This window comes from Arthrobacter sp. FW306-1B-G06A (genome assembly GCF_058781765.1).
Genome location: NZ_JBYSXB010000011.1, coordinates 87199 through 111577, shown reverse-complemented (window position 1 = coordinate 111577; position 24379 = coordinate 87199). Strand labels below are relative to the sequence as shown.

The window sequence follows — 24379 nt, the reverse complement described above, 5'->3', positions numbered from 1 at the left end:
GAGTGCTAACTGTTGAAATGTTGATTGGAGGTGGGCAGTGAGCGAACCACGCAAGCTTGAAGTGTTACGCGCCATCGTGGAGGACTACGTTCACTCCCGCGAGCCGGTCGGTTCCAAAGCCTTGGTTGAACGGCACCATCTGGGAGTGTCGAGCGCAACCATCCGCAATGACATGGCCCTCTTGGAAGAAGAAGGCCTCATTGCCGCACCGCACACGAGCGCCGGCCGCATTCCCACGGACAAGGGTTATCGCCTGTTCGTCGACCGTATTTCCGAGGTCAAACCACTTTCGGCCGCCGAGCGCCGGGCCATCCACTCCTTGCTTGAGGGACCTGACGACGTCGAGGACATCCTTGAGCGCACCGTCCGGCTCCTCTCGCAACTGACCAACCAGGTCGCCGTCGTGCAGTATCCGCACCTGAGCCGCGCGCGCGTCCGGCACATTGAGTTTGTCCTTTTGGCACCGCGCCAGGTCCTGGCGGTGTTGATCGCCGATTCGGGCAAGGTGGAACAGGGCGTTGTGCACGCAGCGACGGACACCACCGACGACGAACTCATGGCCTTGCGGGCGCGATTCCTTGGAAGCATCGCCGGCTCCCAGCTCGACCTCATGCCGCAAGTGCTGCCATCGGTGGTTGCCCTGTGCCCGCCGGGGCTTCGGAACCTTGCCGGCGCCCTTGCCCACGGCCTGGAAAGGCTTGCCGAGCGGAGCCGCGACGAACGCATGGTCATGGCAGGCACGGCAAACCTGGCCCGCTCCAACGTGGACTTCCCGCTGAGCATCGGTCCGGTCCTCGAAGCGCTTGAGGAACAGGTGGTCATGTTGCGGCTTTTGTCCGACATGGCGGAAGACCCCCGGGGCGTCACGGTGAGCATCGGCCGCGAAAACCCCTACGACGGCCTCTCCGAGGCTTCGGTGGTTGCCACGGGCTACGGTCCGGGCAGCAGTGCCAAGATCGGCATTCTTGGACCCACCCGCATGGACTATCCCAACACCATGGCGGCCGTCCGTGCCGTCGCACGCTACCTTTCCCGCATTCTGGGCGGCTGACGGCCTCGGCTGGAAACCGCCCCGCAAGAAACGCAGTGGAACCGTAAACAAGGAAGAGATACCGACTTTGAGCAGTCACTATGACGTTCTGGGCGTCTCGCCGGAAGCAACCGGCGAGGAGATCAAGAAGGCCTACCGCAAACTCGCACGTAAGCTGCACCCCGATGTGAACCCCGGGGCTGGCGCTGCAGAGGAATTCAAGGCGGTGACCCACGCTTACGAGGTCCTCTCCGACCCACAGAAGCGCCGCGTCTACGACGCCACCGGCAATGAGAACGGGACCGACAACGGTTTCGGCGGCGGCTACGCGGGCCAGGGATTCGCCTTCCAGGACATCTTCGACACCTTCTTCGGCGGAGGAGGTGGCGGCATGCAAGGCCCAGCATCACGCATGCGCCGCGGGCAGGACGCCTTGATCAGTGTCCGCATCGACTTGCGCGAAGCCGTCTTCGGTGTCAACAAAAAGCTCGAAGTGGACACTGCAGTCATCTGTCCCACGTGCGAAGGCTCATGCTGCCGACCGGGCACCCACCCGGAACGCTGCGACATCTGTGGCGGCTCGGGCCAGGTCCAGCGGGCCGTGCGCTCGATCCTCGGCCAGGTCATGACCGCCGCGCCGTGTGGATCGTGCGAAGGTTTCGGCTCGATCATCAAGGATCCTTGCAATGAGTGCAACGGCCAGGGCCGCATCCGTAGCCGCCGTTCGCTGACCGTCAAGGTGCCTGGCGGCGTCGCTACCGGGACCCGCATCCAGCTGTCGTCGCAAGGCGAAGCAGGCCCCGCAGGCGGGCCTCCCGGCGACCTCTACGTGGAGATCCGGGTCAACAGCGATTCCACCTACATCCGGGAAGGCGACGACCTCCACGCCACGCTGAGCGTCCCCATGACCGCCGCGGCGCTGGGTACCGAGCTCCAGCTTGAGACTTTCGACGGTCCCCAGGAAATCGACGTCAAGTCCGGCACGCAGTCCGGCGAAGTCATCACCCTGCGCGGGCTGGGCGTCACCCATCTCCGCGGCTACGGCAGGGGAGACCTCAAGGTGCACCTGCACGTTGAGACGCCCGGCAAGCTCGACGCCGCACAGGAAGACCTGCTTCGCCAACTGGCCAAGTTGCGCGGGGAGCAGTTCACCGAAGGCAAGCTTGTGGCCAGTGGAGGTATGTTCGCGAAGCTGCGGGACAAGCTCGGTAACCTGTAGCGGTGAGCAACCCCGTATTCTTCACAGCTGCCGGATCGCTTGACGGGCTCGGGCCTGGCGACTCTTTCATGCTTGACGGCGCCGAAGCCAGGCATGCTGTCACCGTCAAGCGCCTGGAAATCGGCGAAGCCGTCGATATCGCCGACGGTGCCGGCAAACGGCTCACGGGCACGGTGGCCGAATCCGGGCAGGGAACCCTGACGGTCGTTGCCTCCGCCGTCCAGGAGGAACACCAGCCAGCCGTACGGCTCGTGTTGGTCCAGGCCCTCGCGAAGGGCGACCGGGACGAGCTCGCCGTCGAAACGGCTACGGAACTCGGGATCGACGCCGTCGTGCCCTGGCAGGCGGAACGTTCCATCGTGCGCTGGAAGGGTGACCGGGCGGCCAAAGCCCACGCGAAATGGCAATCTGTCGCCACGGCAGCCGCCAAGCAGGCGCGGCGCGCGTGGATTCCCGAGGTGCGTGCCGCCGTCGACGGCTCCGGCCTGGCTGCGGCCGTTGCCGCCGCCGATCTGGCGATCATCCTGCACGAGGACGCGAAACGTCCGCTACGGGAGGTCCTGGAGAAGTGGCACGGCGGGGTTTCCGACGCCGATGCCGGGGCTGGGCGGGAAGTGCTGCTCATTGTCGGCCCGGAGGGCGGCATTTCACCGCGCGAAGTGACGAAGCTCAGCGATGTCGGCGCCGTCACCGCGCTCTTGGGCCACCACGTGCTTCGCTCGTCGACGGCGGGTCCTGCCGCCGTCGTGCTCGCCAGTGACATCCTGGGGCGCTGGTAGCCCGCAGCACGTCCTAGATCAGCGGACGTCCTCAGCGAACGGTGAAAGTACGGGTATCAGTCGCGATGTCCGCGTCGTTGGGTCCCATCAAGGAGACCCGCAATTCGTAGCGGCCCGCTCCGAGCCCCACTGTGAAGCTGAAGGTTCCACCCTGTCCCGGAACGGTCGAGGCAGTGACCTGCCCGGCGAGGTACGAGGACTTGTCGCCGTTTGAGTTCTCGCGAAGGATTTGCCAATGCAGCTTCTTCGAGGGGTCCGTGCTTCGGCCGTTGAACTTGACCGGACCGGAAGGCAAGGTCAGGTCCTCCTGCGGGTCGATGATCCACACCGGCGCCACCATGGAGGCGTCGCGGACCATCGGATCGCCGAGTTTGACCTGGCCGAATGCCATGTAGTCCGTGTGCCCGTCAACCAGGATGGTCACCTTGATCTGCTGTCCTGAATCGATCAGGCCCGAACTTGCGGCCGCAGCGGTAGCGGTATAGACGAGTTCCTGGACCGCCCGCTGTGCCATCCCGGCATCGAGATTGGAGTTGAACGCGTCGCGGGAAACATCGACCGTGACCACGTTCTTACCGGAAATCGAGGTCGCCAGGCTGCCAGGGTTCTGCCAGGGAGTGAAGAAATCGTGATCCAGAGGCTTCTGGGACATCATGATCCGCAGCGCCGTGGTGATGGGGTTCTCGTTGCCTGGGTTGTCACGGAATTCGCGGTACAGGAAGGTGTCCGTGTCGCTGCGCCCGATCCAGTACACGGGGATCTTGTTGGAGGCCTGGGTCGTTTCGAGCGGAGCATTGCTGTCGGGGGCCGTCTGCAGGGCAGCGGTCGGGGTGGGGACCGGCGTCGTGGATCCCTGTCCAGTGCGATCGGCAATGCATCCCGACAGGAACAAGGCAGCCGTCAAGGCGGTCACAAGCATCGCGGAACGTTTCCGGATGCGTGTGCCGTGAGGGGTGACGGCTGGCCTGGTGATTTTGGATTCCTGATCGTGTTCGGCCGCTGTAGCGCGGGGGAGTCATGCGCCCGGCGCCCGGGCACAGGGGCATTTTTGCCCATGAATCAGCTTGTCATAGTCTCCGGGGCCCCGGCTGGCGTTTCGATACCCGGGCGGACAACTGCAATCCGATTGATACGAGGTCGATGCCGAGTTGATACCAAAGCGGCACGAATCCGCCGTCCGCAGCCCCGCCGGGCACGGTCCGGACCCATCCCGGAGACTGGCTGGCGTAGGATTGAAAGCAATCCGAGGCCCACGATCCTGCGCCCATCCAGCAGACGGACATCGGAGAAAATCGATGGACATCACCAAGCCGGAGGAGCACAGGCCGCGAGGCCAGCACTATGACAGAATCATTGAACGGGCGGCCCAAGGCCGGCAGCGTTGAGACAGGTCCGGCCGAGTTTCCCCACTCTGTCCCGGGCGCCCGGACGGAAGTTGTCATCTTCGACAACTCGGATCAGATGGTTCAGACCCTTGGCAGCCATGACGAGGCCTTGCGCTACATCGAAGCCCAGTTCCCCGGCGTCGACTTCCACGTGCGCGGCAACGAGCTCTCCTTCAGCGGACCGTCAAGCGACGTTCCCAGGATCATGCGGCTTCTGGAGGAAGTCCGTGGCCTGGTCGGCAAGGGGACAGTCATCACCCCGGACGTGCTCCAGCAGCTTGTTTCCTTGTTGCGGAGCCAATCGCTGCAAAACCCCGTGGAAATCCTGACCCACAACATCCTTTCGAGCCGCGGGCGCACCATTCGGCCCAAGACGCTCAACCAGAAGAACTATGTCGATGCCATTGATGACAACACCGTCATCTTCGGGATCGGCCCTGCGGGCACCGGCAAGACGTACCTGGCGATGGCCAAAGCCGTCCAGGCACTGCAGCTCAAGGAAGTCAGCCGCATCATCCTCACGAGGCCCGCCGTCGAGGCAGGTGAGCGCCTCGGGTTCCTGCCGGGAACGTTGAGCGACAAGATCGACCCCTACCTGCGTCCTTTGTACGATGCTTTGCACGACATGATGGATCCGGAATCGATTCCGCGGCTCATGGCTGCCGGGACCATTGAGGTAGCACCGCTTGCGTACATGCGCGGCCGCACGCTCAACGACGCGTTCATCATCCTCGATGAGGCGCAAAACACCACGGCGGAACAGATGAAGATGTTCCTGACCCGTTTGGGCTTCGGATCCAAGATGGTTGTCACGGGGGATATCACCCAGGTGGATTTGCCCTTCGGCGCCACTTCCGGGCTGCGCATCGTCCAGGAGATCCTCAGCGGGATCGACGGCGTGAACTTCACGATGCTGGACGCTTCCGACGTCGTCAGGCACCGGCTCGTCGCTGACATTGTGTCCGCCTACAGCAAGTGGGACGAAAAGCACCGGGTGCGTGCCCAGCACACGCCCATCCATGACAAACGGGGAGAACACCGATGAGCATCGAGGTCAACAACGAGTCCGGCGTCCAGGTGGACGAGGCACAATTGGTGACGCTTTCGCGCTTCATCTTCGAGCGGCTCTACATTCACCCGCAGGCCGAACTTTCCATCCTCCTGGTGGATGAGCCCGCCATGGAAAAGCTCCACATCGAGCTCATGGACGAACCCGGCGCCACGGACGTCCTGTCTGTTCCGATGGATGAGCTGACTCCAGGTACTCCCGGCAAGCCGGCTCCACAGGGCATGCTGGGCGACATCGCCATCTGCCCGCAGGTAGCCGAGGTTCAAGCGCGCAACGCCGGTCATTCAACGCAGGATGAAATGCTCCTGCTCTGCACGCACGGAATCCTTCACCTCCTCGGTTTCGACCACGCGGAGCCGGAGGAAAAGGAAGAGATGTTCGGCCTGCAGCGTGAGCTGCTGTCCGCGTTCCTCGGCAAGGACGCCCCCATGGAGACCATGCTGTGACCTCGCTCATCCTGGTCGGGATGGCGTTGGTATTCCTCAGTTTCGTCGCCCTGCTGACCGCGGCTGAAGCTGCCTTCACCTTCCTGCCGCGGCACGACGCGGAGCAAGCCATCGTCAAGAGCAGGGGAAATTCGCTTCGCAGTATCCTCGCCCAGCCCGTTGCGCACATTCGCGCACTGCGTTTCTGGCGTGTCTGGTTCGAGATGGCGGCAGCAGTGGCCGTCGCCGTCGTCATGCACAGCCTCCTCGAGAACGTTTGGCTTGCCGGATTGGCGGCTACAGGCATCATGGCCGTCATTGGATTCGTTCTGGTGGGCGTCTCGCCCCGTCAACTCGGACGCGCCCACTCGGGCGGGGTGGTTCGCTACTCGGCACCACTCATCAGGTTCCTGTGCTGGATCCTGGGTCCCATTCCTGGTTGGCTCGTTGCGATCGGCAGTACGGTAGCGCCCGGCGCGCCCAGCGGCGACGAAGCATTCTTCAGCGAGGAAGAATTCCGTGAACTCGTGGACAGGGCCACGGAATCCGACATGATCGAGGACAGCGAGGCCGAACTGATCCAATCGGTCTTCGACTTCGGCGACACCTTGGTGCGCTCGGTGATGGTTCCTCGAACGGACATTGTGAGCATCGAGTCCGGATCCAGCCTGGAGCAGGCCATGGCCTTGTTCCTCCGTTCCGGGTACTCAAGGATCCCCGTCATCGGCGAGAACGCGGACCAGATCCGCGGCATTCTCTATTTGAAGGACGTCGCTGCCGCATTGCATCGCCCCGAACAACCATCAGTCCGCCAAGACGTTGACGCCATAGCCCGCGAGGCCCGCTTCGTTCCGGAATCAAAGCCTGTCAGCGACCTCCTGAGCGAGCTTCAGCAAGAGTCCACGCATGTCGCCGTCGTCATTGACGAATACGGCGGCACGGCCGGACTGGTGACGCTGGAGGATCTGATTGAGGAAATCGTGGGGGAGATCGTCGATGAGTACGATTCGAACGATGCCGAGGTCACTGACCTTGGTGACGGCACGTACCGCGTCAGTTCGCGGATGAGCATCGACGACCTCGGCGAACTTTTCCACGTTGACCTCGACGACGACGAAGTGGACACCGTGGGCGGCCTCCTGGCCAAGACCCTGGGCAAGGTGCCCATCGTCGGCAGCGCGGTGCACGTGGATGGGATCTCCTTGAAAGCCGATAGGCTGGAAGGCCGGCGAAACCGGGTCAGCCATATCATTGCGGCAGCCATTCCAAAAGAAGACACTGACCTTGAAGACCTTCTCGACGAGGCCGACACAACGCAACAGGGAGTTCCACGTGAGCAAGCACAATAAGAAGTTCGACGCCGATCAGGACTTCGGCGGCTTCCACGCAGGATTCTCGGTTCTTGTGGGGCGTCCCAACGCCGGCAAGTCCACCCTCACCAACGCTTTGGTCGGCCAGAAGGTGGCCATCACCTCGGCAAAACCGCAGACCACCAGGCACACGATCCGCGGCATTGTCCATCGGGACGACGCGCAGCTGATCCTTGTCGACACTCCGGGCCTCCACCGCCCGCGCACCCTCCTTGGCAAGAGGCTCAACGATCTCGTCGCGGACACCCTCTCCGAAGTGGACGCCATTGGCTTTTGCTTGCCCGCCAACGAGAAGATCGGACCGGGCGACAAGTACATCGCAGCCCAGCTCGCCGCGGTGGGACGCAAGCCCATCATCGCCCTGGTCACCAAGACCGACCTTGTTGACCGCCAGGCCCTGACCGAGCAACTCCTGGCTGTAGCCGCGTTGGGCCGCGAAGTCCTCGGCGAGCAAGGCTGGGCCGATATCGTTCCGGTTTCAGCGACCGACGGTTTCCAGGTCAATACGGTCGCCGACGTCCTCATCGGCCACATGCCGCCTTCTCCGCCGCTCTACCCGGACGGTGAACTCACCGATGAACCGGAGGCCGTCATGGTCGCCGAACTTATCCGGGAAGCAGCACTGGAAGGCGTCCGCGACGAGCTTCCGCACTCCCTGGCCGTGGTGGTGGAGGAAATCCTGCCCCGCGAGGGCCGCTCCGAAGACAACCCGCTCCTCGACGTGCGGGTCAATTTGTACGTTGAGCGCCCGTCCCAGAAGGCCATCATCATCGGCAAGGCCGGAAGCCGGCTGCGCGAAGTCGGAACGAACGCCCGCAAGGGCATTGAGGCCCTCCTGGGAACCAAGATCTACCTCGACCTGCACGTGAAAGTGGCCAAGGACTGGCAGCGCGACCCGAAGCAACTCGTGAAGCTGGGGTTCTAACCGCTGGGGAATTTCCCAGTTTGGGCCCGTAAAATGGTCCGAATCCCATTTTCCGAGGAAAGGTTGAGCGAGTCGTGCGACGTCGCGATGCACGCGTACAAGAGCCCGGCACCCTTGGTGCCCGCGGCGCTGCACGCCACGGGGAAGCTCCCGGCACCCCCCGCCACATGAATGCTCCGAAGGGCCTCCCGCTCTGGCTCAAGGTCACTGCCGTGACGGTGTCAGTGCTGTTGGTTGCCGGTATCGCTTTCGCCGCCTACTGGGTCATCCGCTTGCAATCGAACATCAGCAAAGCACCGTTGTCGGCGGGCGCCACGAGAACCGAAGCCGCGGCCAACGATGCAACGGACCGCCTGCAGATCCTCATCCTCGGGTCCGACACGAGGGACGGCAAGAACTCGCAATACGGTTCAACGCAGGATTCCACCGGTTACGGCCAGTCAGACGTCATGATGCTGCTGGACATTTCAGCGGACAACAAGAGAGTGAGCCTCACGAGCTTTCCCCGTGACCTCCTGGTGAATGTCCCGTCATGCACTGATCCCAAGACCAATACCGTGTATCAACCCCACTCGAACGTCATGATCAACTCGGCCATGGCAGAAGCCGGGATCGGTTGCGCCGTGGACACAGTCAACAAGCTCACGGGACTGCAAATCGACCACTTCATGATGGCTGACTTCAACGCAGTCAAGGAGCTGTCCAACGCCGTAGGCGGAGTCAACGTGTGCGTGAGCGACGCCGTCTACGACCCCGATTCCGGACTCCGGCTCCCCAAGGGAACATCGAGCGTCCAAGGGGAACAAGCCCTGGCCTTCCTCCGTACCCGCCACGGTTTTGGCGATGGAAGCGACCTCGGCCGTATCCAGGCGCAGCAGGGTTTCCTCTCCTCGCTGACCCGGAAGATCAAGTCTGATGGCACGCTGGGCAATCCGCAGAGCCTGCTGTCCATTGCCGATGCCGTGACAAAGAACCTGACCGTGGACGAAGGCCTGGCGTCCGTCCAGTCGCTCCTGACCATCGGGAGCCGCCTCAAGGACGTTGACTTGTCCAAGGTCGCGTTCGTGTCGGTTCCCACCCAGCCCGCCGCCGTCGATCCCAACAGGCTCGAATTGGTTCAACCGCAGGCCACCCAGCTGTTCGCAGCCATGCGCGCGAACCTCGACCTGACCACCCCGGGGGCTACGGCCGCTCCCTCGGCCAGTCCCTCGCCTGCGGCCTCGGGGGCACCGTCCGGCAGCGCGGCGCCAGCGCCGAGCGCTCCGCCTGTTCCCGCCTATGACAAGGCCCTTCAGACAGTGACCGTTGCCGACGGAACAGGCATCGCATCCCGCGGCCAGGAGATCGCCGCCGCCCTGGTTGGCGGCGGATTCACGAAAGCCGCACACTTCCTCGCGGCTGCCGTTCCCAAGACCGTTGTGTATTACGGGGCAGGCTATGCCGACGTTGCGCCGGATGTCGCGAATCTCCTGGGGATCCCGGCCTCGCAAGTCGAACCATCCAACGGCATCGTGGGAGTCCAGGTCTATATCGGCAGTGACTTCGATTCGGGAACCAAGTACGGAGTTGCCTCCGTACCGGCCGACGTCGTCAAGCAGACCGCAGGCGACGTGAAATGCCAGGCGGTCAACCCGGCACTCGTCGCGAGGTAGCTGCTGCTGCTGCCTACCAGATGCTGACGCGGTCCTCAGGCGACAGCCACATTCCATCCCCGGCTTCCACCGCGAACGCCTCATGGAACGAATCCAGGTTCTTGGCGATGGCATTCGTTCGGAACTCGTTGGGGGAGTGCGGGTCCGTAGCGACGCGCCGGATGGCCTCCTCGGGACGGATGACTTGGCGCCAGCCGGCAGCCCAGGACATGAAGAAGCGCTGCTGTCCGGTCAGGCCTTCAAGGACCGGCGGCTCAGCACCGTCAAGGCTCAAGAGGTAGGCCTTGTAGGCAATGGTCAGGCCGCCGAGATCGCCGATGTTTTCGCCGAGCGTGAGCTTCCCGTTGACCTTGTGCTCAAGGGCGGCGTAGGGGGCAAGGGCGTCGAATTGGGCTACGAGCTTTGCCGCCAGTCCTTCGAACGCCTTTCTGTCCTCCTCGCTCCACCAATTCCGCAGCGCTCCGCCTCCATCGAACTGGGAGCCCTGGTCGTCGAAGCCGTGGCCGATTTCATGGCCGATGATGGCGCCGATGCCTCCATAGTTGACCGCGTCGTCAGCTTCCGCCGTGAAGAAAGGTGGCTGCAGGATCGCGGCGGGGAAGACAATCTCATTCAGCATCGGGTGGTAGTACGCGTTGACGGTCTGCGGGGTCATGAGCCACTTGTCGAGATCGACCGGCTTGCCGACCTCATCGAGGTGACGGTCGACGTCGGCGTTGTGTGCCCGCTCGACGTTGCCCAAAAGGTCGCTCGGGTCAATCTCGACGGCGGAATAGTCGATCCACTTGTCCGGAAAACCGATCTTGGGCCGGAAGGCCTCAAGTTTTTTCAGCGCTTCCGCCTTGGTGTCTTCGCCCATCCAGTCGAGGGCCGTGATGCTCTCGCGGTAGGCCTCGATCAGCTTGGCAACCAGCGTCTGCATCCTGGCCTTGTAGCCTTCGGGGAAGTGGCGTTCCACGTAGATCTGGCCTACCGCCTCCCCAAGGGCGGCTTCGACGACGGCGACGCCCCGCTTCCACCGGTCCTTGTTCTGTGGAGTGCCGCTCAGGGTGGTGCCGTAGAAATCGAAGTTTGCGTCCACGAACGCCGACGAAAGATAAGGGGCGGCGGCATTGAGCACGCGCAGGGCCAGCCACTCCTGCCACGTGGCAAGGGACTCGGACTCGACAAGGGCGGACGCACCGGTGAAGAAGTCCGGGGTGCTGACCACCAGCTCGGTGTACTTGTCCGCTTCAATGCGGGCCGAATCGAACCATGCGTCAAGGTGTGGAAACAGTTCGCGGCCCTCTTCCGCGGTCTTGAGGTTGTAGGTCTTCTGCGGATCGCGCAGGGTGACGTTGTCCCAGTGGTGCGAAGCAAGGGCCTTCTCAAGGGCGACGACGCGCGCCGCGGCAGTGTCGGCGTCGGGAATGCCCGCCAGGCCGAAGAGTTTGGCGACGTATTTCGCATAGGCGCTGACGATGCCTTCGAACTTCTCGTCCCGGTAATACGATTCGTCGGGAAGGCCCAGGCCGCCCTGGCCGATGTACAACAGGATCCGGTCCGGGTTCCCGGCGTCGGGAGCGGGATAGATCGAGAAGAGGCCGGAAACATCCGAGCGGAACAGGCGCCCCGTCAGGGCCACCACTTCGGCCGGCGACGTCGTGGCAAAGACCTCCGCGAGCCGGGCGCGGATAGGCTCCATGCCCTTGGCCTCGGTGGCTTCCTCATCCATGAAGCTGTTGTAGAGCCCGCCTACTTTGCGCTCGATGCCGCTGGCGTCTTCGCCCTTTGCTGCAGCTTCCTCGATGATCGCTTTGACTGCTAGTTCCGCGCCGTCGCGGAGCGCGGTGAAGGTTCCCTCGAGCGGTCGGTCGTCCGGGATGACCGTCGACTTCAGCCACGCCCCGTTGACGTGCTGGTAAAGGTCGTCTTGCGGCCTGACGCTTTCATCGATGTTGGACAGTGTGATCCCCGACTGTGGCACAAGAACTCCTTCGGACGACGAGCGGAACCGGCTCACTACCGTTCACGCGTCTGCATAGTGGACGTTGCTTCTGGTATTGCATTGTCATCATACGCACCCGTGTTACTGTGAAATGGTGCGTGCAGGAATGCTTCTCCTTAGCTGCCGCGGCGGGGCCTCGTAGGCGATCATTCGCTAGGCCAACCCTCGCTGCGGAGTTAGCTATGCCCGGCCAATCTTCCATCAAAGATTAAGAGAAAAGGCCCCAAGTCATGCGCAACGCACAAAAGCCCTCCGGAATGCCCATTCATCGGTACCTGCCTTTCCAGGAACAGATCAATGTCGAGCTGCCGGACCGCACCTGGCCGGACAAGGTCATCACCAAGGCTCCCCGCTGGTGCGCAGTGGACCTCCGTGACGGCAACCAGGCACTGATCGACCCCATGAGCCCGGCCCGCAAGCTGAAAATGTTCCAACTGCTGGTCAAGATGGGCTACAAGGAAATCGAAGTCGGCTTCCCGTCCGCTTCGCAGACAGACTTCGACTTCGTGCGGCAGCTCATCGAAGGCGGCCACATCCCGGATGACGTTTCCATCCAGGTCCTGACCCAGGCGCGCGAGCACCTGATCGAACGCACCTACGAATCCCTCGTCGGCGCCAAGCAGGCCATCGTCCACCTGTACAACTCCACGTCGGTCCTGCAACGGCGCGTCGTGTTCAACCAGGACGAGGACGGGATCCTGGACATCGCCCTCCAGGGTGCCCGCTTGTGCAAGAAATACGAGGAAACCCTCACGGACACACACATCACGTACGAGTACTCGCCGGAGTCCTTCACCGGAACCGAGCTCGAGTACGCAGCACGTGTTTGCAACGCGATCGCCGACGTTTTCGAAGCGTCCGCGGACAAGCAGGTCATCATCAACCTGCCCGCCACCGTGGAAATGGCCACGCCCAATGTCTACGCCGACTCCATCGAATGGATGCACCGGAATCTGCACCCGCGTGAAGGCATCATCATCTCCCTCCACCCGCACAACGATCGCGGCACGGGTGTTGCCGCCGCTGAGTTGGGCTACCTGGCCGGCGCCGACCGCATCGAAGGCTGCTTGTTCGGCAACGGCGAGCGTACCGGCAACGTGGACCTAGTCACCCTAGGCCTGAACATGTTCGTCCAAGGCGTGGATCCGATGATCGATTTCTCGGACATTGACGAAGTCCGCCGGACGGTCGAGTACTGCAACCAGTTGCCCGTTCCCGAGCGTTCCCCGTACGGTGGCGACCTGGTGTTCACGGCATTCTCCGGTTCGCACCAGGACGCCATCAAGAAGGGCTTCGAAGCCCTCGAGAAGGACGCCGCCGCCGCTGGCAAGGCCGTGGATGACTTCACCTGGCAGGTTCCGTACCTGCCGATCGATCCCAAGGACCTGGGCCGTAGCTACGAGGCCGTCATCCGCGTCAACTCGCAGTCCGGCAAGGGCGGGGTGGCGTACCTGCTCAAGAACGAGCACAGCCTCGACCTGCCGCGTCGCGCACAAATCGAATTCTCCGGCGTCATCCAGCACCGCACCGACACTGTGGGCGGCGAGGTCAGCGGTGCCCAGTTGTGGGCCATGTTCCAGGACGAGTACCTGCCGGCCAGCACGGCCGATGGCCAGTGGGGACGCTACTCGCTGGGTTCCATCCGCACCGAGACCGATGAGTCCGGCGAATTGACCCTGCATGCGGCCCTGCGCATTGACGGCACGATGGTCCAGCGGACCGGCACGGGCAACGGCCCGATCGCGGCCATGCTGGACATCCTGCGTCAAGACGGCGTGGACGTCCGCGTCCTGGACTACTCCGAACATGCCCTTTCCGAAGGTGGCAGCGCCACTGCCGCAGCATACGTTGAATGCGCCGTGGGCGAGCGGGTCCTCTGGGGAGTCGGTATCGATCCCAACACGAGCACCGCGGCACTCAAGGCAGTCATCTCTGCCGTCAACCGGGCCATCAGGTCCGTCCGGGCATAGCCATTTGCCGTGCGGCGTCGTCAACACGGCGCCGCACGGCTTCGCCGGCCCCGAGAAGGTCCGGTGTGGTGCGAAGATTAACTGTGGCCAATCCTTCGTCGTTTGCAGCGCGGTCCTATCGGGACGATGCCGTAGTGCTGCGCACCCACAAGTTGGGCGAAGCGGACCGCATCATCACTTTGCTGACAAAGCACCACGGACAAGTAAGGGCAGTTGCCAAGGGCGTACGGCGGACCAGCAGCCGGTTCGGTGCCCGGCTGGAGCCGTTCATGGTTGCCGACCTGCAACTCGTTTCCGGCCGCACTCTTGACATCGTCACCCAGGCTGTCGCGAAGGGCGCCTATGGGAGCTCGATCGCCGCCGACTACTCCCGGTACACCGTTGCCGCCGCCATGACGGAAACGGCAGAAAAGCTGACCGACGCCGACGCCGATTCGGGAACCGCCCAGTACAACCTGCTTGTCGGGGCACTTGCCGCGTTGAGCCGTTCCGACCACCCGCCGGAGCTCATTCTGGACTCCTACTTGCTCCGCGCTTTGGCGACCGGCGGCTGGGCGCCCAGTTTCACGGATTGCGCCCGCTGCGGGGCGAGGGGTCCGCACACAGCCTTCTCCGCTCCCTTGGGCGGAATGATCTGCAACGATTGCCGGCCGCCCGGCTCGCCGGCACCCGCTCCCGAGACCGTCGTCTTGTTGGGTGCGCTGCTGACGGGGGACTGGGCCACGGCGGATGTGTCCGAATCCTTGCATCGCCGCGAGGCCGCCGGATTGGTGGCGAGTTACCTCCAATGGCACCTTGAACGAGCATTGAAGTCCCTCAAACATGTGGAGCGAAGCTGAAAGTGGCACTGGGAAAAAAGAAGACGGCAACGGCGCGGACCACCCCGGTGAGGGCCCCCTACCACCACCCTTCGGGCGCCAGGCCGCCGGCCATACCTGCAGAACTGATACCGCAGCACGTGGCCATCGTCATGGACGGCAACGGCCGCTGGGCGAACCAACGTGGACTCCCGCGCATTGAGGGTCACAAAGCCGGGGAGCCGGCCCTGCTGGATGTGATGGCGGGCGCGATCGAACTGGGCATCAAGTACGTCAGCGTCTACGCTTTCTCCACCGAAAACTGGCGCCGTTCTCCTGAAGAAGTGCGCTTCCTCATGGGATTTAACAAGGATGTGCTACGTCGGCAGCGCAATCAGCTTGATGAATGGGGCGTGCGGATCCGCTGGGCGGGACGGCGGCCCAGGCTCTGGGGCTCGGTCATCAAGGAGCTGGAAGAAGCCGAGGAGTACACGCGCGGCAACGACACGTGCACCCTGACCATGTGTGTGAACTACGGCGGCCGCGCTGAAATCGCCGACGCCGTAGCCGCGATTGCCCAGGATGTCGCTGATGGCCGCCTCAAGCCCGGCTCCGTCACCGAGAAGACCATCCAGAAATACCTCGATGAGCCGGATCTTCCGGATGTGGACCTGTTCCTGCGAAGCTCCGGCGAGCAGCGCCTCTCGAACTTCCTCTTGTGGCAATCCGCCTATGCGGAATTCGTCTTCATGGATACCCTGTGGCCCGACGTCGACCGCAGGACTTTGTGGGACGCCGTCGAGATCTATGCCAAAAGGGACCGCCGCTACGGAGGCGCGGTCGACGCTGCGGCACCCCGCTGAACGCGGCACCGACTTAGCGCGAGCGCACCGTGTTAACACGAGCGCGCCGTGAAACCGCTCAGTCCGGATAGGATGCCAACCAGATGGCCACGTCCCGGTAGGCCTGCTGCCGGACGGTACGCCGTGACAGGAATACATCGTGAAGGGCACCTGGATAGCGGAAAACCGCCGTCCGGCGCCCGAGGCCCAGCGCCCGGCGGGCAGTCTGCTCGACGTCGATCACGGCGTCGACGCGCATGAGCTCCGCGGTCCACTCGGCCTGGATCCGAGTCCGGCCGGAAAGCAGCACGAGCACCGGAGCGTCGATATTGAGTTTGCGTTCGACGGCGGCGTGCCCGGCCAGGACTGCCTTTGTCCACCCTGCACGGATCGGGAAGGAAGCCCGGGGCCTCCATTCCGGATCCAGGGTCCATTCGCCGTGGGCCAGATTGCTGACGCTTTCCCAGTAGGCCGGCATCTCAGGGAAACGGAAGGGCCGTTTGGGATCGGTACGCGCAAACGGTTCCACCAGACGCATCGCCATGCTGCGGATCAGGCTGCTGCCCTGGAGTTCCAGCCACGGCGAATTCAACGTCAGGGTGGCAATACGGCCAGGATTCCGGTCAGCCCACAGCGCCGCGATCAGTCCGCCCAGAGAGTGGGCCAGGAGGTGGACGGTGGGTACCTCCGCGCTACCCGTCAGTTCGGCAACATCCTGCTGGATGGCACGAAGGGCGGCGTCAAGGTCTTCGTCATAGACCGAGAGATCGGTGGTGTAGCCGGGAGTCTGGCCCGGCCGCAGGCTCCGCCCGAACTTGCGCAGGTCAAGGGCATAGAAATGGAAACCCGAGGCGCCGAGGAACTCGGCCAGTTCTGTCTGCATGAAGTAGTCTGCCCAGCCGTGGAGGTACAGCACCACCCTCGGCGGCCCGTGGGTGACGGGCACGTCGCGCCGGCGCCGTCGTCGAGTGAATGCCGTCAAGGCATCCAAGAGTCCGTGCGGCGCCGTCTGCGTAGCGAGCGGGCGGACCTGCCGGACGAGGGTGGCGCAGACCGGACCCTCCTCGTCCGGTGGAAGTTCCAGCTCCAAGGCCTCGAAACCACCGCCCAGGAAGTCATGTTGCCAGACCGGCACCCCCAGTTCAGTGGTCATGGCGTTTCCCCCGCTTGTCCAAGTTCGTAGCCTGCCGGAGGTTCTGTCCGCGGCTCGTTGGTAATGTACCCGTGAATCCAACGCGCTAGCCTGTCGTAGGCATCGGCGCGCACCGGGCCGGCCGACAGGAAGACATCATGGAGGCCGCCGTCCACCCGTTCCAGGGTGACGGTCCGGCCAAGGGTCATGGCTCGGACGGCCATGGTGTTGACGTCCAGCACGGCGTCCGAATGCCGCATGGACTCCTGCCAGACCATGCCGTTGGCGCTCGCTCCGGAAATCAAGACCAGGATCGGGATGTCTATTCTCAGCCCCCGGGCTACCCTCGTGTGGCCGCTGAGGACCGCGCTGAGCCAACCGGCGCGCATGGGGAAAGCCAAAGGCGGGCGGTATTTATCGTCGAGGAGCCACTCGCCTTCGGCCGAGCTGCTGATGCTGCGGTAATAGAAGCCGCGTTCGGGCAAGCGCAGGATGGTCGTGGGCCGGAAGCGTGCCAGCGGCTTCACCATGGTCTGGGCGGCGCGGCGGACCACGGAACTTCCGTGCATTTCAAGCCACGGGCTATTGAGGACGAGGTACTGGACGGAGCCGGGGTGGCTGCTGACCCACAAAGCGGCCACGAGGCCTCCGGTGGAATGCCCCATCAGGGTCAACGAGCCGGGCTCCTGCCCATGCCCATCCGAAGAGCGGATCATATCGATGGCTTTGCTGATTTCGGCGTCGTAATCGTTCAGGTGCTCAACGTAACCGCCAGGCCTGTCCGCTTGCAGGCTGCGGCCATGGTTGTGCATGTCCAACGCGTAGAAATGGAAGCCTTGTCCCGTCCAGAACTCCGCCAAGGCGACGTTGAAAAAGTAGTCGCTCCATCCGTGCAGGAACAGGACCGAACGGTTGGCGGACGGGGGAAAGCCACCCGGGCTGTCCGCGCCCTGGCGCGGGACATGCCGGACCAGCGTTGCGCGCCGGACGACGCCATCAGGTCCGGCCGCCTCGAAGGCGCAACTCTCGAAGTCCGCACCGAGGATATCGGTCTGCCACTCCATGGGAACAGCTTAGACACTCGCCGCGGCATCGCGCCCGGCTGCACGTCCGGAGAACAGGCAGCCGCCAAGGAACGTCCCTTCCAATGCCCGGTAGCCATGGATTCCTCCTCCGCCGAAACCGGCGGCCTCACCCGCCGCATACACGCCGGGGACAGGAACTCCGGAATCGTCAAGCACGCGCGAACGGAGGTCCGTTTGAAGTCCGCCGAGGCTCTTACGGGTCAGGACGGAGAGCCGGACAGCCAGGAGCGGGCCGTGCTCCGGGTCGGTGAGCCGGTGCGGAGGCGCCACTCGCATGATCTTGTCGGTGGCGAAACGCCGCGCCGCGCGGATCGCGGCGAGCTGCGGGTCCTTGCCCAGTCCGCTTGCCACTTGCACGTCCCGATCGTGGATGAGTGAATCGAGCTGGGCGGGATCTATCAGCGCTGAACCCGTGAGCGCGTTCATTTTCGCGGCGAGCTCGGTGGCCGTCGCGGCGTGCAGGAAGTCCACGCCACGGTCCAGGAAGAGGCGCAATGGTGAATCGCTGCCTGGGTTGAGCCTGGAAACAAGGAGCCTGATGTCCTTGTCAGTCAGGTCCGGGTTCTGTTCGGAGCCTGACAGGGCGAACTCCTTCAGCGCGATGGTGCGGTTGCACACGAACCATGAATGTCCGTGTCCGCCCGCAAGGATGTGCCGGAGGGCGCCCAGTGAATCGAAGCCTGGAAATAGCGGGGCGGGCAACTGCCGGCCCGTCGCGTCAATCCACAGCGCCGACGGACCGGGGAGTATGCGGATACCGTGCGAAGGCCACACTGGGGAGTGGTTGTGGATACCTTCGGGGTAGTGCCACATGCGGTCGCCATTGATGAGCCTGCCGCCTGCGGCTGCGGCGGCGGCCAGAAACGCGCCGTCAACGGAGGCGGGTACACCGCTCAGCATATGTTCCGGCGCACCGCCGTCGGGCCATTGCCTCCGCACTAAAGTGTGGTTCCCGCCGATGCCGCCGGTCGTCACGATGATGGCTCCGGCGGTCGCCTCAAAGCGCCCGACGACGGTCCGGGACGATGCTTCGCCGCGTCCGGCGCCGGACGCCCCAAGGATCTCGCCGCCGACCCCGGTGACGCCGCCCGCCGTCGTCGTCATTTCCGTGGCGCGATGCCGGAAGTGGAGGGATATCCTTCCGCGGGCCACGCCTTCGTTCACTTTTGCCAGGAAAGGCTGCACGACGCCGGGTCCCGTGCCCCAGGTGACGTGGAACCGCGGGACCGTGTTGCCGTGGCCTTGGGGACCGTAGCCGCCGCGCTCAGCCCACTGCACCAACGGAAAGAGCCGCACGCCGAGCGATCTCAGCCAGCGGCGTTTCTCGCCGGCGGCAAAATCCACGTAGGCCTCCGCCCACAACCTGGCCCACGAGTCCTCCGGCCGGTCAAAGGCCGCGGACGCCAGCCAGTCGCCCAAGGCGAGTTCGGCACTGTCCTTGACGCCCAGCCTCCGCTGCTCGGGAGAGTTGACCAGGAACAAGCCACCGAAGGACCAGTGAGCCTGGCCGCCGACGGACGCGGACGGTTCCTGGTCCAGGACGGCAACCCGTTTGCCGTCGGCGTAGGCTTGGGCAGCGGCGACCAGTCCCGACAATCCTGCGCCAATAACGATGACATCGGCTTCGATGATTGCCTGGGAGTGAACTCCATCACGTGGATTGCTCGGCATTCGTACATGCTACCGCCCGGTAACCCGCTTGGTTTGGTGCGCGACCCGTAAACCGGAAAACTAGGAGCATGCGCGTTTACCCCACATTCTTCAAGCTGGCCTTCTCCTGGATGGATGCCGAAAAAGCCCACAAGATCGGCTTCCAGGCGATCCGCTTCGCACACCGCTCAGGCGCAGGACGCGTTTTGGCCAAAATGACGGCCCCGCACCCCTCATTGCGCACGGAGGCTTTCGGGCTGACGTTCCCGTCGCCCTTTGGCCTTGCGGCTGGCTTCGACAAAGAGGGCCACGGAATCGAGGCCCTCGCTGAACTGGGGTTCGGCCACGTCGAAGTGGGAACAATCACCGGCCAGGCGCAGCCCGGCAATGAGAAGCCACGGCTTTTCCGTTTGATCGAGGACAAGGCCGTCATCAACCGCATGGGCTTCAACAACGACGGCGCGGCGGCCGTGGCCCCACGGCTCAAGGCCGCTCGGGCGGCATTGCAGCGGACCCATTCAGGGGTTCGTCCCGTGATCGGAGTCAATATCGGCAAGACCAAGGTTGTCGAGCTCGACGACGCAGTCGAGGACTATCTGGTCAGTGCCCGCAGCCTGGCACCCGCCGCCGACTACCTCGTAGTCAATGTCAGCTCGCCCAACACTCCGGGACTGCGCCTGCTCCAGAACGTCGAAACGCTTCGCCCGCTCCTTCGCGCCGTCGGCGACGCCGCAGACGAATCGGCCGGCCGCCACGTGCCGCTGCTCGTCAAGATCGCACCGGACCTGAGTGACGAAGACATTGACGACGTCGCCCGCCTCGCCTTGGACCTCAAGCTCGACGGGATCATTGCCACAAACACCACCATCGGCCGGGAAGGCCTGGTAACCGACCCGGGCAAAGTGGATGCGTGCGGTGCCGGCGGACTCTCCGGCGCACCGCTCAAGGCGCGTTCGCTTGAGGTTCTGCGCCGGCTGAAGGCCGCGGTGGGGGAGGGCCTTGTGCTCATCGCGGTCGGCGGAGTGCAGTCCGCGGCCGACGTCCAGGAGCGGCTCGACGCCGGAGCAACCCTCGTGCAGGGTTACACGGCATTCCTTTACGAAGGTCCATTCTGGGCCGCCGGCATCAACAGGGCCTTGGCCAAACGGCGCAGTTAAGCGTCGCCGCCAGGCAGGGAACCGATAACCAGACACCTGGACCATTCCTGAACAGCCACGTGCGGTCAAGCAGAAGGACCCTGGAACAGCTGTTCCAGGGTCCTTCTGCTTCGTCGGACGCTTGTCCTCGGGGATCGGGGGCCTTAAGCGGGGTACTGGCCTCGCTGTACCTGCGGCTTCGGCAGGCGCAAGCGACGGAATTGCAGGGAACGCATGCTGCCGTACCAGACGGTGCCCCGCTCGACGTCGCCGAACTTCTGCGTCAAGCCCTTGCGCAACTTGCGGGAAAGGATGAAGACATCCGCGAAGACCGCGAGGAACATGACCCAGAAGCCGATCAGGATATAGCTCAGGGCGTCGCTTCCTGAAGGAATGATGAAGGAGATGACCACGAAAAGCAGGGCACCGAACATCAGGTACTCACCTAGGCTGAAACGGGCGTCGACATAGTCGCGCGCAAAACGCTTCTGGGGTCCCTTGTCCCGCAGCGGCAGGTACTTTTCGTCCCCGGTGTCCAGGGCCTGCCGCATTTTCTGGCGCTGATCCTGCACGGCAATGCGCTCGGCTTCCTTCGAAGCCTTGCGGTCCGTCGGGACGAGGGGGCGCTTACGGGCCGCTTCCTGTTCCTTGCGCTTGGGCGTGGGAGCGCCCTTGCCAACGCCTTTCACGGCAGCGTCGGCGGCAAGCTGGTCTACTTGGTCTTGAGCGCTCGGCTCATCCTTTTTACGTCCAAACACCACTACAGAATACCCCGCAGGAACCGCGCCAAAGTCGCCGTGACGTGCCGCCCCCCGAATGGGCCCGCCACGCCGCCCGGTCCGGTTCCCCGGCACCACTCGCGGAGGTAGTCTTTTCGCCATGACTTCAATGAATGCGGAGATCCCGCAGACCTTTTCCAGCGGCTCCGGCACAATCAATGTTGATGCGCTCAAGTCCTCGATCGATGCTTCCTTCGACGAGACCATGACCCGTTTGAAAGCCCTGGTCGCTATCCCTGGGATCGCCTGGCCCAGCTTTGACCCGGCGGAGCTGGAGCGGAGTGCCGAGGCTGTTGCTGCGTTGGTCCGCGAGTCGGGCTTCCAGGACGTCCAGATCCTGCGCTGCGACAAGGCCGACGGGAATCCCGGTGGACCTGCCATAGTTGCGCGCCGCGTCGCCGCGCCGGGCAAAGCAACGATCCTGCTTTACGCGCACCACGACGTGCAGCCGCCGGGCGATGTGACCTTGTGGGACAGCGAGCCCTTCGTCGCAGAGGAACGCGATGGCCGCCTTTATGGCCGTGGCGCAGCCGACGACAAAGCGGGAATCATGGCCCACCTGGCGTCTTACGCCGCCGTAACCCAGGTGCTGGGAGACGATTTCGGCCTTGGGGTCACCTTGTTCTTCGAGGGCGAAGAAGAAGCGGGCTCGCCGACGTTCCGCACTTTCCTCGAAACCCACCGCGAGCTCCTCGAGGCGAACGTCATTGTTGTGGCGGATTCAAGCAACTGGAAAGTCGGTGTTCCCGCGCTGACAACGAGTCTCCGCGGCTTGGTGGACGGCACCTTCGAAGTGCGGGTGCTGGATCACGCCGTGCACTCCGGCATGTTCGGTGGTCCGGTACTGGATGCGCCGACCCTTCTGTCCCGACTCATCGCGACCCTGCACGACGACGAGGGCAACGTGGCCATCGAGGGCCTGGTTGCCAAGGATGACGTCGTAGAGGACGTGGACGAGGAACAGTACCGCGCTGACGCCTCAGTGCTCGACGGCGTACGGCTCGCAGGCAACGGGAGCATCGCTTCGAGGCTCTGGACCAAGCCCGCGTTGTCCATCATCGGCATCGACGCACCCGCCGTCGACGTCGCATCCAACACGCTGCTCCCCGCCGCGCGGGCAAAGTTCAGCCTGCGCCTGGCTCCCGGGCAGGATCCCGATGCCGCCATGGACGCAGTCGGCAGGCACCTGGAGGCGAACGCGCCCTTCGGTGCGAAGGTGACGTTTGTGCCGGGGGAGCGGGGCAACGCCTTCTCCACCGATACAACGTCAGCTGCAGCCCGGATCGCGATGTGGGCACTCGGTGAAGCATGGGGCGTGCCCGCCGTTGAAATGGGGATCGGTGGATCCATACCGTTCATCGCGGATCTGACGGAAACCTATCCGGATGTCCAGATCCTGGTGACTGGTGTCGAGGATCCCGACTCACGGGCCCACAGCGCCAACGAATCGCTCCACATCGGCGATTTCCGCAACGCTGTGCTCGCTGAGGCGCTGATGCTCGCCCGGTTGAACACGGAAGGCCTCTGAGCCCGCGCCTGCATCGACCGGGAACAACGTAAGGGTCCGGCCGGTTACGTTAGGAGTTATAGCTATGCGTCGGCTCGACGTAGCATGTAGCTATAGCCCGCACGTATTTGGGTAAGGGCAGGCCGCGCGAAGGCGCAGCCGCCAAGAGCTTCATAAGAAGGTAGGCCAATGAGCACTGCAACCAACGAAAACAGCACCGGAGCGCAGCTCGCGGGCGGCGAGCTTCCTGAGCACGAGGTCAAGTTGACCGATGTCGCCGCGGGTAAAGTCCGGAGCCTTCTCGAACAAGAAGGCCGCACGGACTTGCGGCTCCGCGTCGCTGTTCAGCCGGGCGGCTGCTCGGGCCTGATCTACCAGCTCTACTTCGACGAGCGCCTGCTCGACGGCGATGCCGTCCGCGATTACGACGGCGTCGAAGTGGTTGTCGACAAGATGAGCGTGCCTTACTTGAGCGGTGCCAGCATCGACTTCGAGGACACGATCTCGAAGCAGGGCTTCACCATCGACAACCCCAACGCCGGCGGGTCTTGCGCCTGCGGCGATTCGTTCCACTAACCCGGGCATTCGCAGGCTGTTGGCCCAGTTCAGGAACGGGTTGAACCCGGTCCGACGCACTGGGCCAGCATGTCGGCGAAAACCGCTTGGTAGCGGTAAGCTCTACATCGGGTAGTAAAACTTTAGTGTGCCCGGTGGGCTTCCGGCCGGCCGGGCTGCAGCAACAAGAGGAAGGGCCGTCTGTGAGTTCGCAGAACCGAACCGGCAGCCGACGCATAAAGATCACCTCGATCACTGGCTTGGCACTAGCCGGCGCGTTGGTTTTGACCGGATGTTCACCAGAGGTAGAAAAAGGCTGGTTGCCCACGGAACGTGGAACCACCAGCAACACCGATCGGATCATGGACCTCTGGGTCAACTCATGGATCGCCGCCCTCGCCGTCGGCATTATTACTTGGGGCCTGCTGGTCTGGTGCATCATCGCCTACCGCCGCCGCAAGGGCACCACGGGTTTCCCGAAGCAGCTTAGCTACAACCTCCCTCTGGAGGTCTTTTATTTGACCATTCCGCTGTTCATGGTGCTGGTGTTCTTCTACTTCACCGACCAGGACCAGCGTGCAATCGATGACCGCTCCCAGGCGGCCGACGTCACGATTGACGTGCGCGGCAAGCAGTGGGCTTGGGACTTCAACTACGTGAAGGGCCCGGTCATCACCGAAGACCTTCACGAGGCCGGCGTCCAGGCGCACCTCACGGGCAACAACGTGGACAAGGACAAGCTCCCCACCTTGTACCTGCCGGTCAACAAGTCCGTTGACCTTGAATTGAACTCCCGCGACGTCATTCACTCTTTCTGGGTACCCGCCTTCCTTCAGAAGCGCGACATGATCCCGGGCAAGACCAACTACATCAGGTTGACCCCCACCAAGGAGGGCACCTATGACGGCAAGTGCGCCGAACTTTGCGGTGAATACCACTCAGAGATGCTGTTCCGCGTGAAGGTCGTTTCCGAGGCTGAGTTCCAGGCTCACATGGACCAGCTTCGCCAGAGCGGCAACACCGGTCTTCTCGATTCGAAGTACGACCGCAACCCGAACCTGAACGCAAAGAATTAAGGGAAGCGA

General features: G+C 63.6%; 21 protein-coding genes. 15 read left to right on the top strand and 6 right to left on the bottom strand.

Translation table 11 applies throughout. The annotated features are described in order from the left end of the window. The first annotated feature begins 37 nt into the window (after nt 1–37). The 3 genes from hrcA to AC3WJM_RS08275 all read left to right on the top strand — a co-directional run bounded on the left by hrcA (nt 38) and on the right by AC3WJM_RS08275 (nt 3028). The gene (gene hrcA, locus AC3WJM_RS08285; RefSeq protein ID WP_332602192.1) at nt 38–1051 is read left to right on the top strand and encodes a heat-inducible transcriptional repressor HrcA; all 1014 of its coding nucleotides are present in this window, start codon (nt 38–40) and stop codon (nt 1049–1051) included. A gap of 67 nt (nt 1052–1118) precedes the next feature. Further along, nucleotides 1119–2249, top strand: a complete 1131-nt coding sequence (gene dnaJ / locus AC3WJM_RS08280) for a molecular chaperone DnaJ (RefSeq protein ID WP_059390014.1) — start codon at nt 1119–1121, stop codon at nt 2247–2249. 2 nt (nt 2250–2251) lie between these two features. Next, the gene (locus tag AC3WJM_RS08275; protein ID WP_441438134.1) at nt 2252–3028 is read left to right on the top strand and encodes a 16S rRNA (uracil(1498)-N(3))-methyltransferase; all 777 of its coding nucleotides are present in this window, start codon (nt 2252–2254) and stop codon (nt 3026–3028) included. Between the two features lie 31 nt (nt 3029–3059). On the opposite strand, the gene AC3WJM_RS08270 is transcribed toward AC3WJM_RS08275, so the two are convergent. Then, nucleotides 3060–3947: a GerMN domain-containing protein gene (locus AC3WJM_RS08270; protein ID WP_059390012.1), complete on the bottom strand. Its 888-nt coding sequence runs from the start codon at nt 3945–3947 to the stop codon at nt 3060–3062. A 422-nt stretch (nt 3948–4369) separates the two neighbouring features. Here AC3WJM_RS08270 and AC3WJM_RS08265 point away from each other — a divergent pair, with 422 nt between their 5' ends. The 5 genes from AC3WJM_RS08265 (at nt 4370) to AC3WJM_RS08245 (ending at nt 9854) form a co-directional block, all read left to right on the top strand. Next, nucleotides 4370–5458, top strand: a complete 1089-nt coding sequence (locus AC3WJM_RS08265) for a PhoH family protein (protein WP_059390011.1) — start codon at nt 4370–4372, stop codon at nt 5456–5458. Further along, nucleotides 5455–5928 carry an rRNA maturation RNase YbeY gene (ybeY, locus tag AC3WJM_RS08260; RefSeq protein WP_059390010.1) on the top strand — a complete coding sequence of 158 codons (474 nt, stop codon included), beginning with the start codon at nt 5455–5457 and terminating at the stop codon, nt 5926–5928. The genes AC3WJM_RS08265 and ybeY overlap by 4 nt, the downstream gene beginning before the upstream one ends. Beyond that, nucleotides 5925–7256: a hemolysin family protein gene (locus AC3WJM_RS08255; protein WP_492271581.1), complete on the top strand. Its 1332-nt coding sequence runs from the start codon at nt 5925–5927 to the stop codon at nt 7254–7256. The genes ybeY and AC3WJM_RS08255 overlap by 4 nt, the downstream gene beginning before the upstream one ends. Continuing rightward, nucleotides 7240–8202 carry a GTPase Era gene (era, locus tag AC3WJM_RS08250; protein WP_059390009.1) on the top strand — a complete coding sequence of 321 codons (963 nt, stop codon included), beginning with the start codon at nt 7240–7242 and terminating at the stop codon, nt 8200–8202. Before AC3WJM_RS08255 ends, era begins: the two co-directional genes overlap by 17 nt. 74 nt (nt 8203–8276) lie before the next feature. Beyond that, entirely contained in the window at nt 8277–9854 is a 1578-nt protein-coding gene (locus tag AC3WJM_RS08245) for an LCP family protein (RefSeq protein ID WP_307053462.1), read from the top strand. A gap of 13 nt (nt 9855–9867) precedes the next feature. Here the strand turns inward: AC3WJM_RS08245 and AC3WJM_RS08240 are convergent, their stop codons facing one another. Beyond that, entirely contained in the window at nt 9868–11820 is a 1953-nt protein-coding gene (locus AC3WJM_RS08240) for a M13 family metallopeptidase (protein WP_492271580.1), read from the bottom strand. A gap of 251 nt (nt 11821–12071) precedes the next feature. Here AC3WJM_RS08240 and leuA point away from each other — a divergent pair, with 251 nt between their 5' ends. From leuA to AC3WJM_RS08225, 3 genes are all read left to right on the top strand, one after another. Further along, a complete protein-coding gene (leuA, locus tag AC3WJM_RS08235) occupies nt 12072–13811 on the top strand; it encodes a 2-isopropylmalate synthase (protein ID WP_441438136.1) in 1740 nt (579 codons plus the stop codon). Nucleotides 13812–13894: 83 nt separating this feature from the next. After that, nucleotides 13895–14650 carry a DNA repair protein RecO gene (recO, locus tag AC3WJM_RS08230; protein ID WP_284989013.1) on the top strand — a complete coding sequence of 252 codons (756 nt, stop codon included), beginning with the start codon at nt 13895–13897 and terminating at the stop codon, nt 14648–14650. A 2-nt stretch (nt 14651–14652) separates the two neighbouring features. Further along, nucleotides 14653–15471 carry an isoprenyl transferase gene (locus AC3WJM_RS08225; RefSeq protein ID WP_284989015.1) on the top strand — a complete coding sequence of 273 codons (819 nt, stop codon included), beginning with the start codon at nt 14653–14655 and terminating at the stop codon, nt 15469–15471. A 58-nt stretch (nt 15472–15529) separates the two neighbouring features. On the opposite strand, the gene AC3WJM_RS08220 is transcribed toward AC3WJM_RS08225, so the two are convergent. From AC3WJM_RS08220 to AC3WJM_RS08210, 3 genes are read right to left on the bottom strand one after another with little or no spacing between them, the layout of a single operon-like run. Then, entirely contained in the window at nt 15530–16603 is a 1074-nt protein-coding gene (locus tag AC3WJM_RS08220; protein WP_492271579.1) for an alpha/beta hydrolase, read from the bottom strand. Beyond that, on the bottom strand, nt 16600–17646 hold the full coding sequence (locus AC3WJM_RS08215) for an alpha/beta hydrolase (RefSeq protein ID WP_284989018.1): 1047 nt from the start codon (nt 17644–17646) through the stop codon (nt 16600–16602). Before AC3WJM_RS08215 ends, AC3WJM_RS08220 begins: the two co-directional genes overlap by 4 nt. 9 nt (nt 17647–17655) lie before the next feature. Further along, nucleotides 17656–19338, bottom strand: coding sequence for an FAD-binding dehydrogenase (locus tag AC3WJM_RS08210; protein ID WP_492271578.1), 1683 nt, complete (start codon nt 19336–19338; stop codon nt 17656–17658). A 68-nt stretch (nt 19339–19406) separates the two neighbouring features. Between AC3WJM_RS08210 and AC3WJM_RS08205 the strand changes: the two genes are divergently transcribed. Next, a complete protein-coding gene (locus tag AC3WJM_RS08205; protein ID WP_059390005.1) occupies nt 19407–20474 on the top strand; it encodes a quinone-dependent dihydroorotate dehydrogenase in 1068 nt (355 codons plus the stop codon). 143 nt (nt 20475–20617) lie between these two features. Here the strand turns inward: AC3WJM_RS08205 and AC3WJM_RS08200 are convergent, their stop codons facing one another. Continuing rightward, nucleotides 20618–21211, bottom strand: coding sequence for a DUF3043 domain-containing protein (locus tag AC3WJM_RS08200; RefSeq protein ID WP_059390007.1), 594 nt, complete (start codon nt 21209–21211; stop codon nt 20618–20620). A gap of 121 nt (nt 21212–21332) precedes the next feature. Between AC3WJM_RS08200 and AC3WJM_RS08195 the strand changes: the two genes are divergently transcribed. The 3 genes from AC3WJM_RS08195 (at nt 21333) to ctaC (ending at nt 24370) form a co-directional block, all read left to right on the top strand. Beyond that, complete coding sequence (locus tag AC3WJM_RS08195) at nt 21333–22760, top strand: dipeptidase (protein WP_284989023.1); 1428 nt, start codon at nt 21333–21335, stop codon at nt 22758–22760. Nucleotides 22761–22928: 168 nt separating this feature from the next. After that, nucleotides 22929–23315: a HesB/IscA family protein gene (locus AC3WJM_RS08190; protein WP_059390004.1), complete on the top strand. Its 387-nt coding sequence runs from the start codon at nt 22929–22931 to the stop codon at nt 23313–23315. 182 nt (nt 23316–23497) lie between these two features. Beyond that, complete coding sequence (gene ctaC, locus AC3WJM_RS08185; RefSeq protein WP_059390003.1) at nt 23498–24370, top strand: aa3-type cytochrome oxidase subunit II; 873 nt, start codon at nt 23498–23500, stop codon at nt 24368–24370. Nucleotides 24371–24379: the final 9 nt, after the last annotated feature.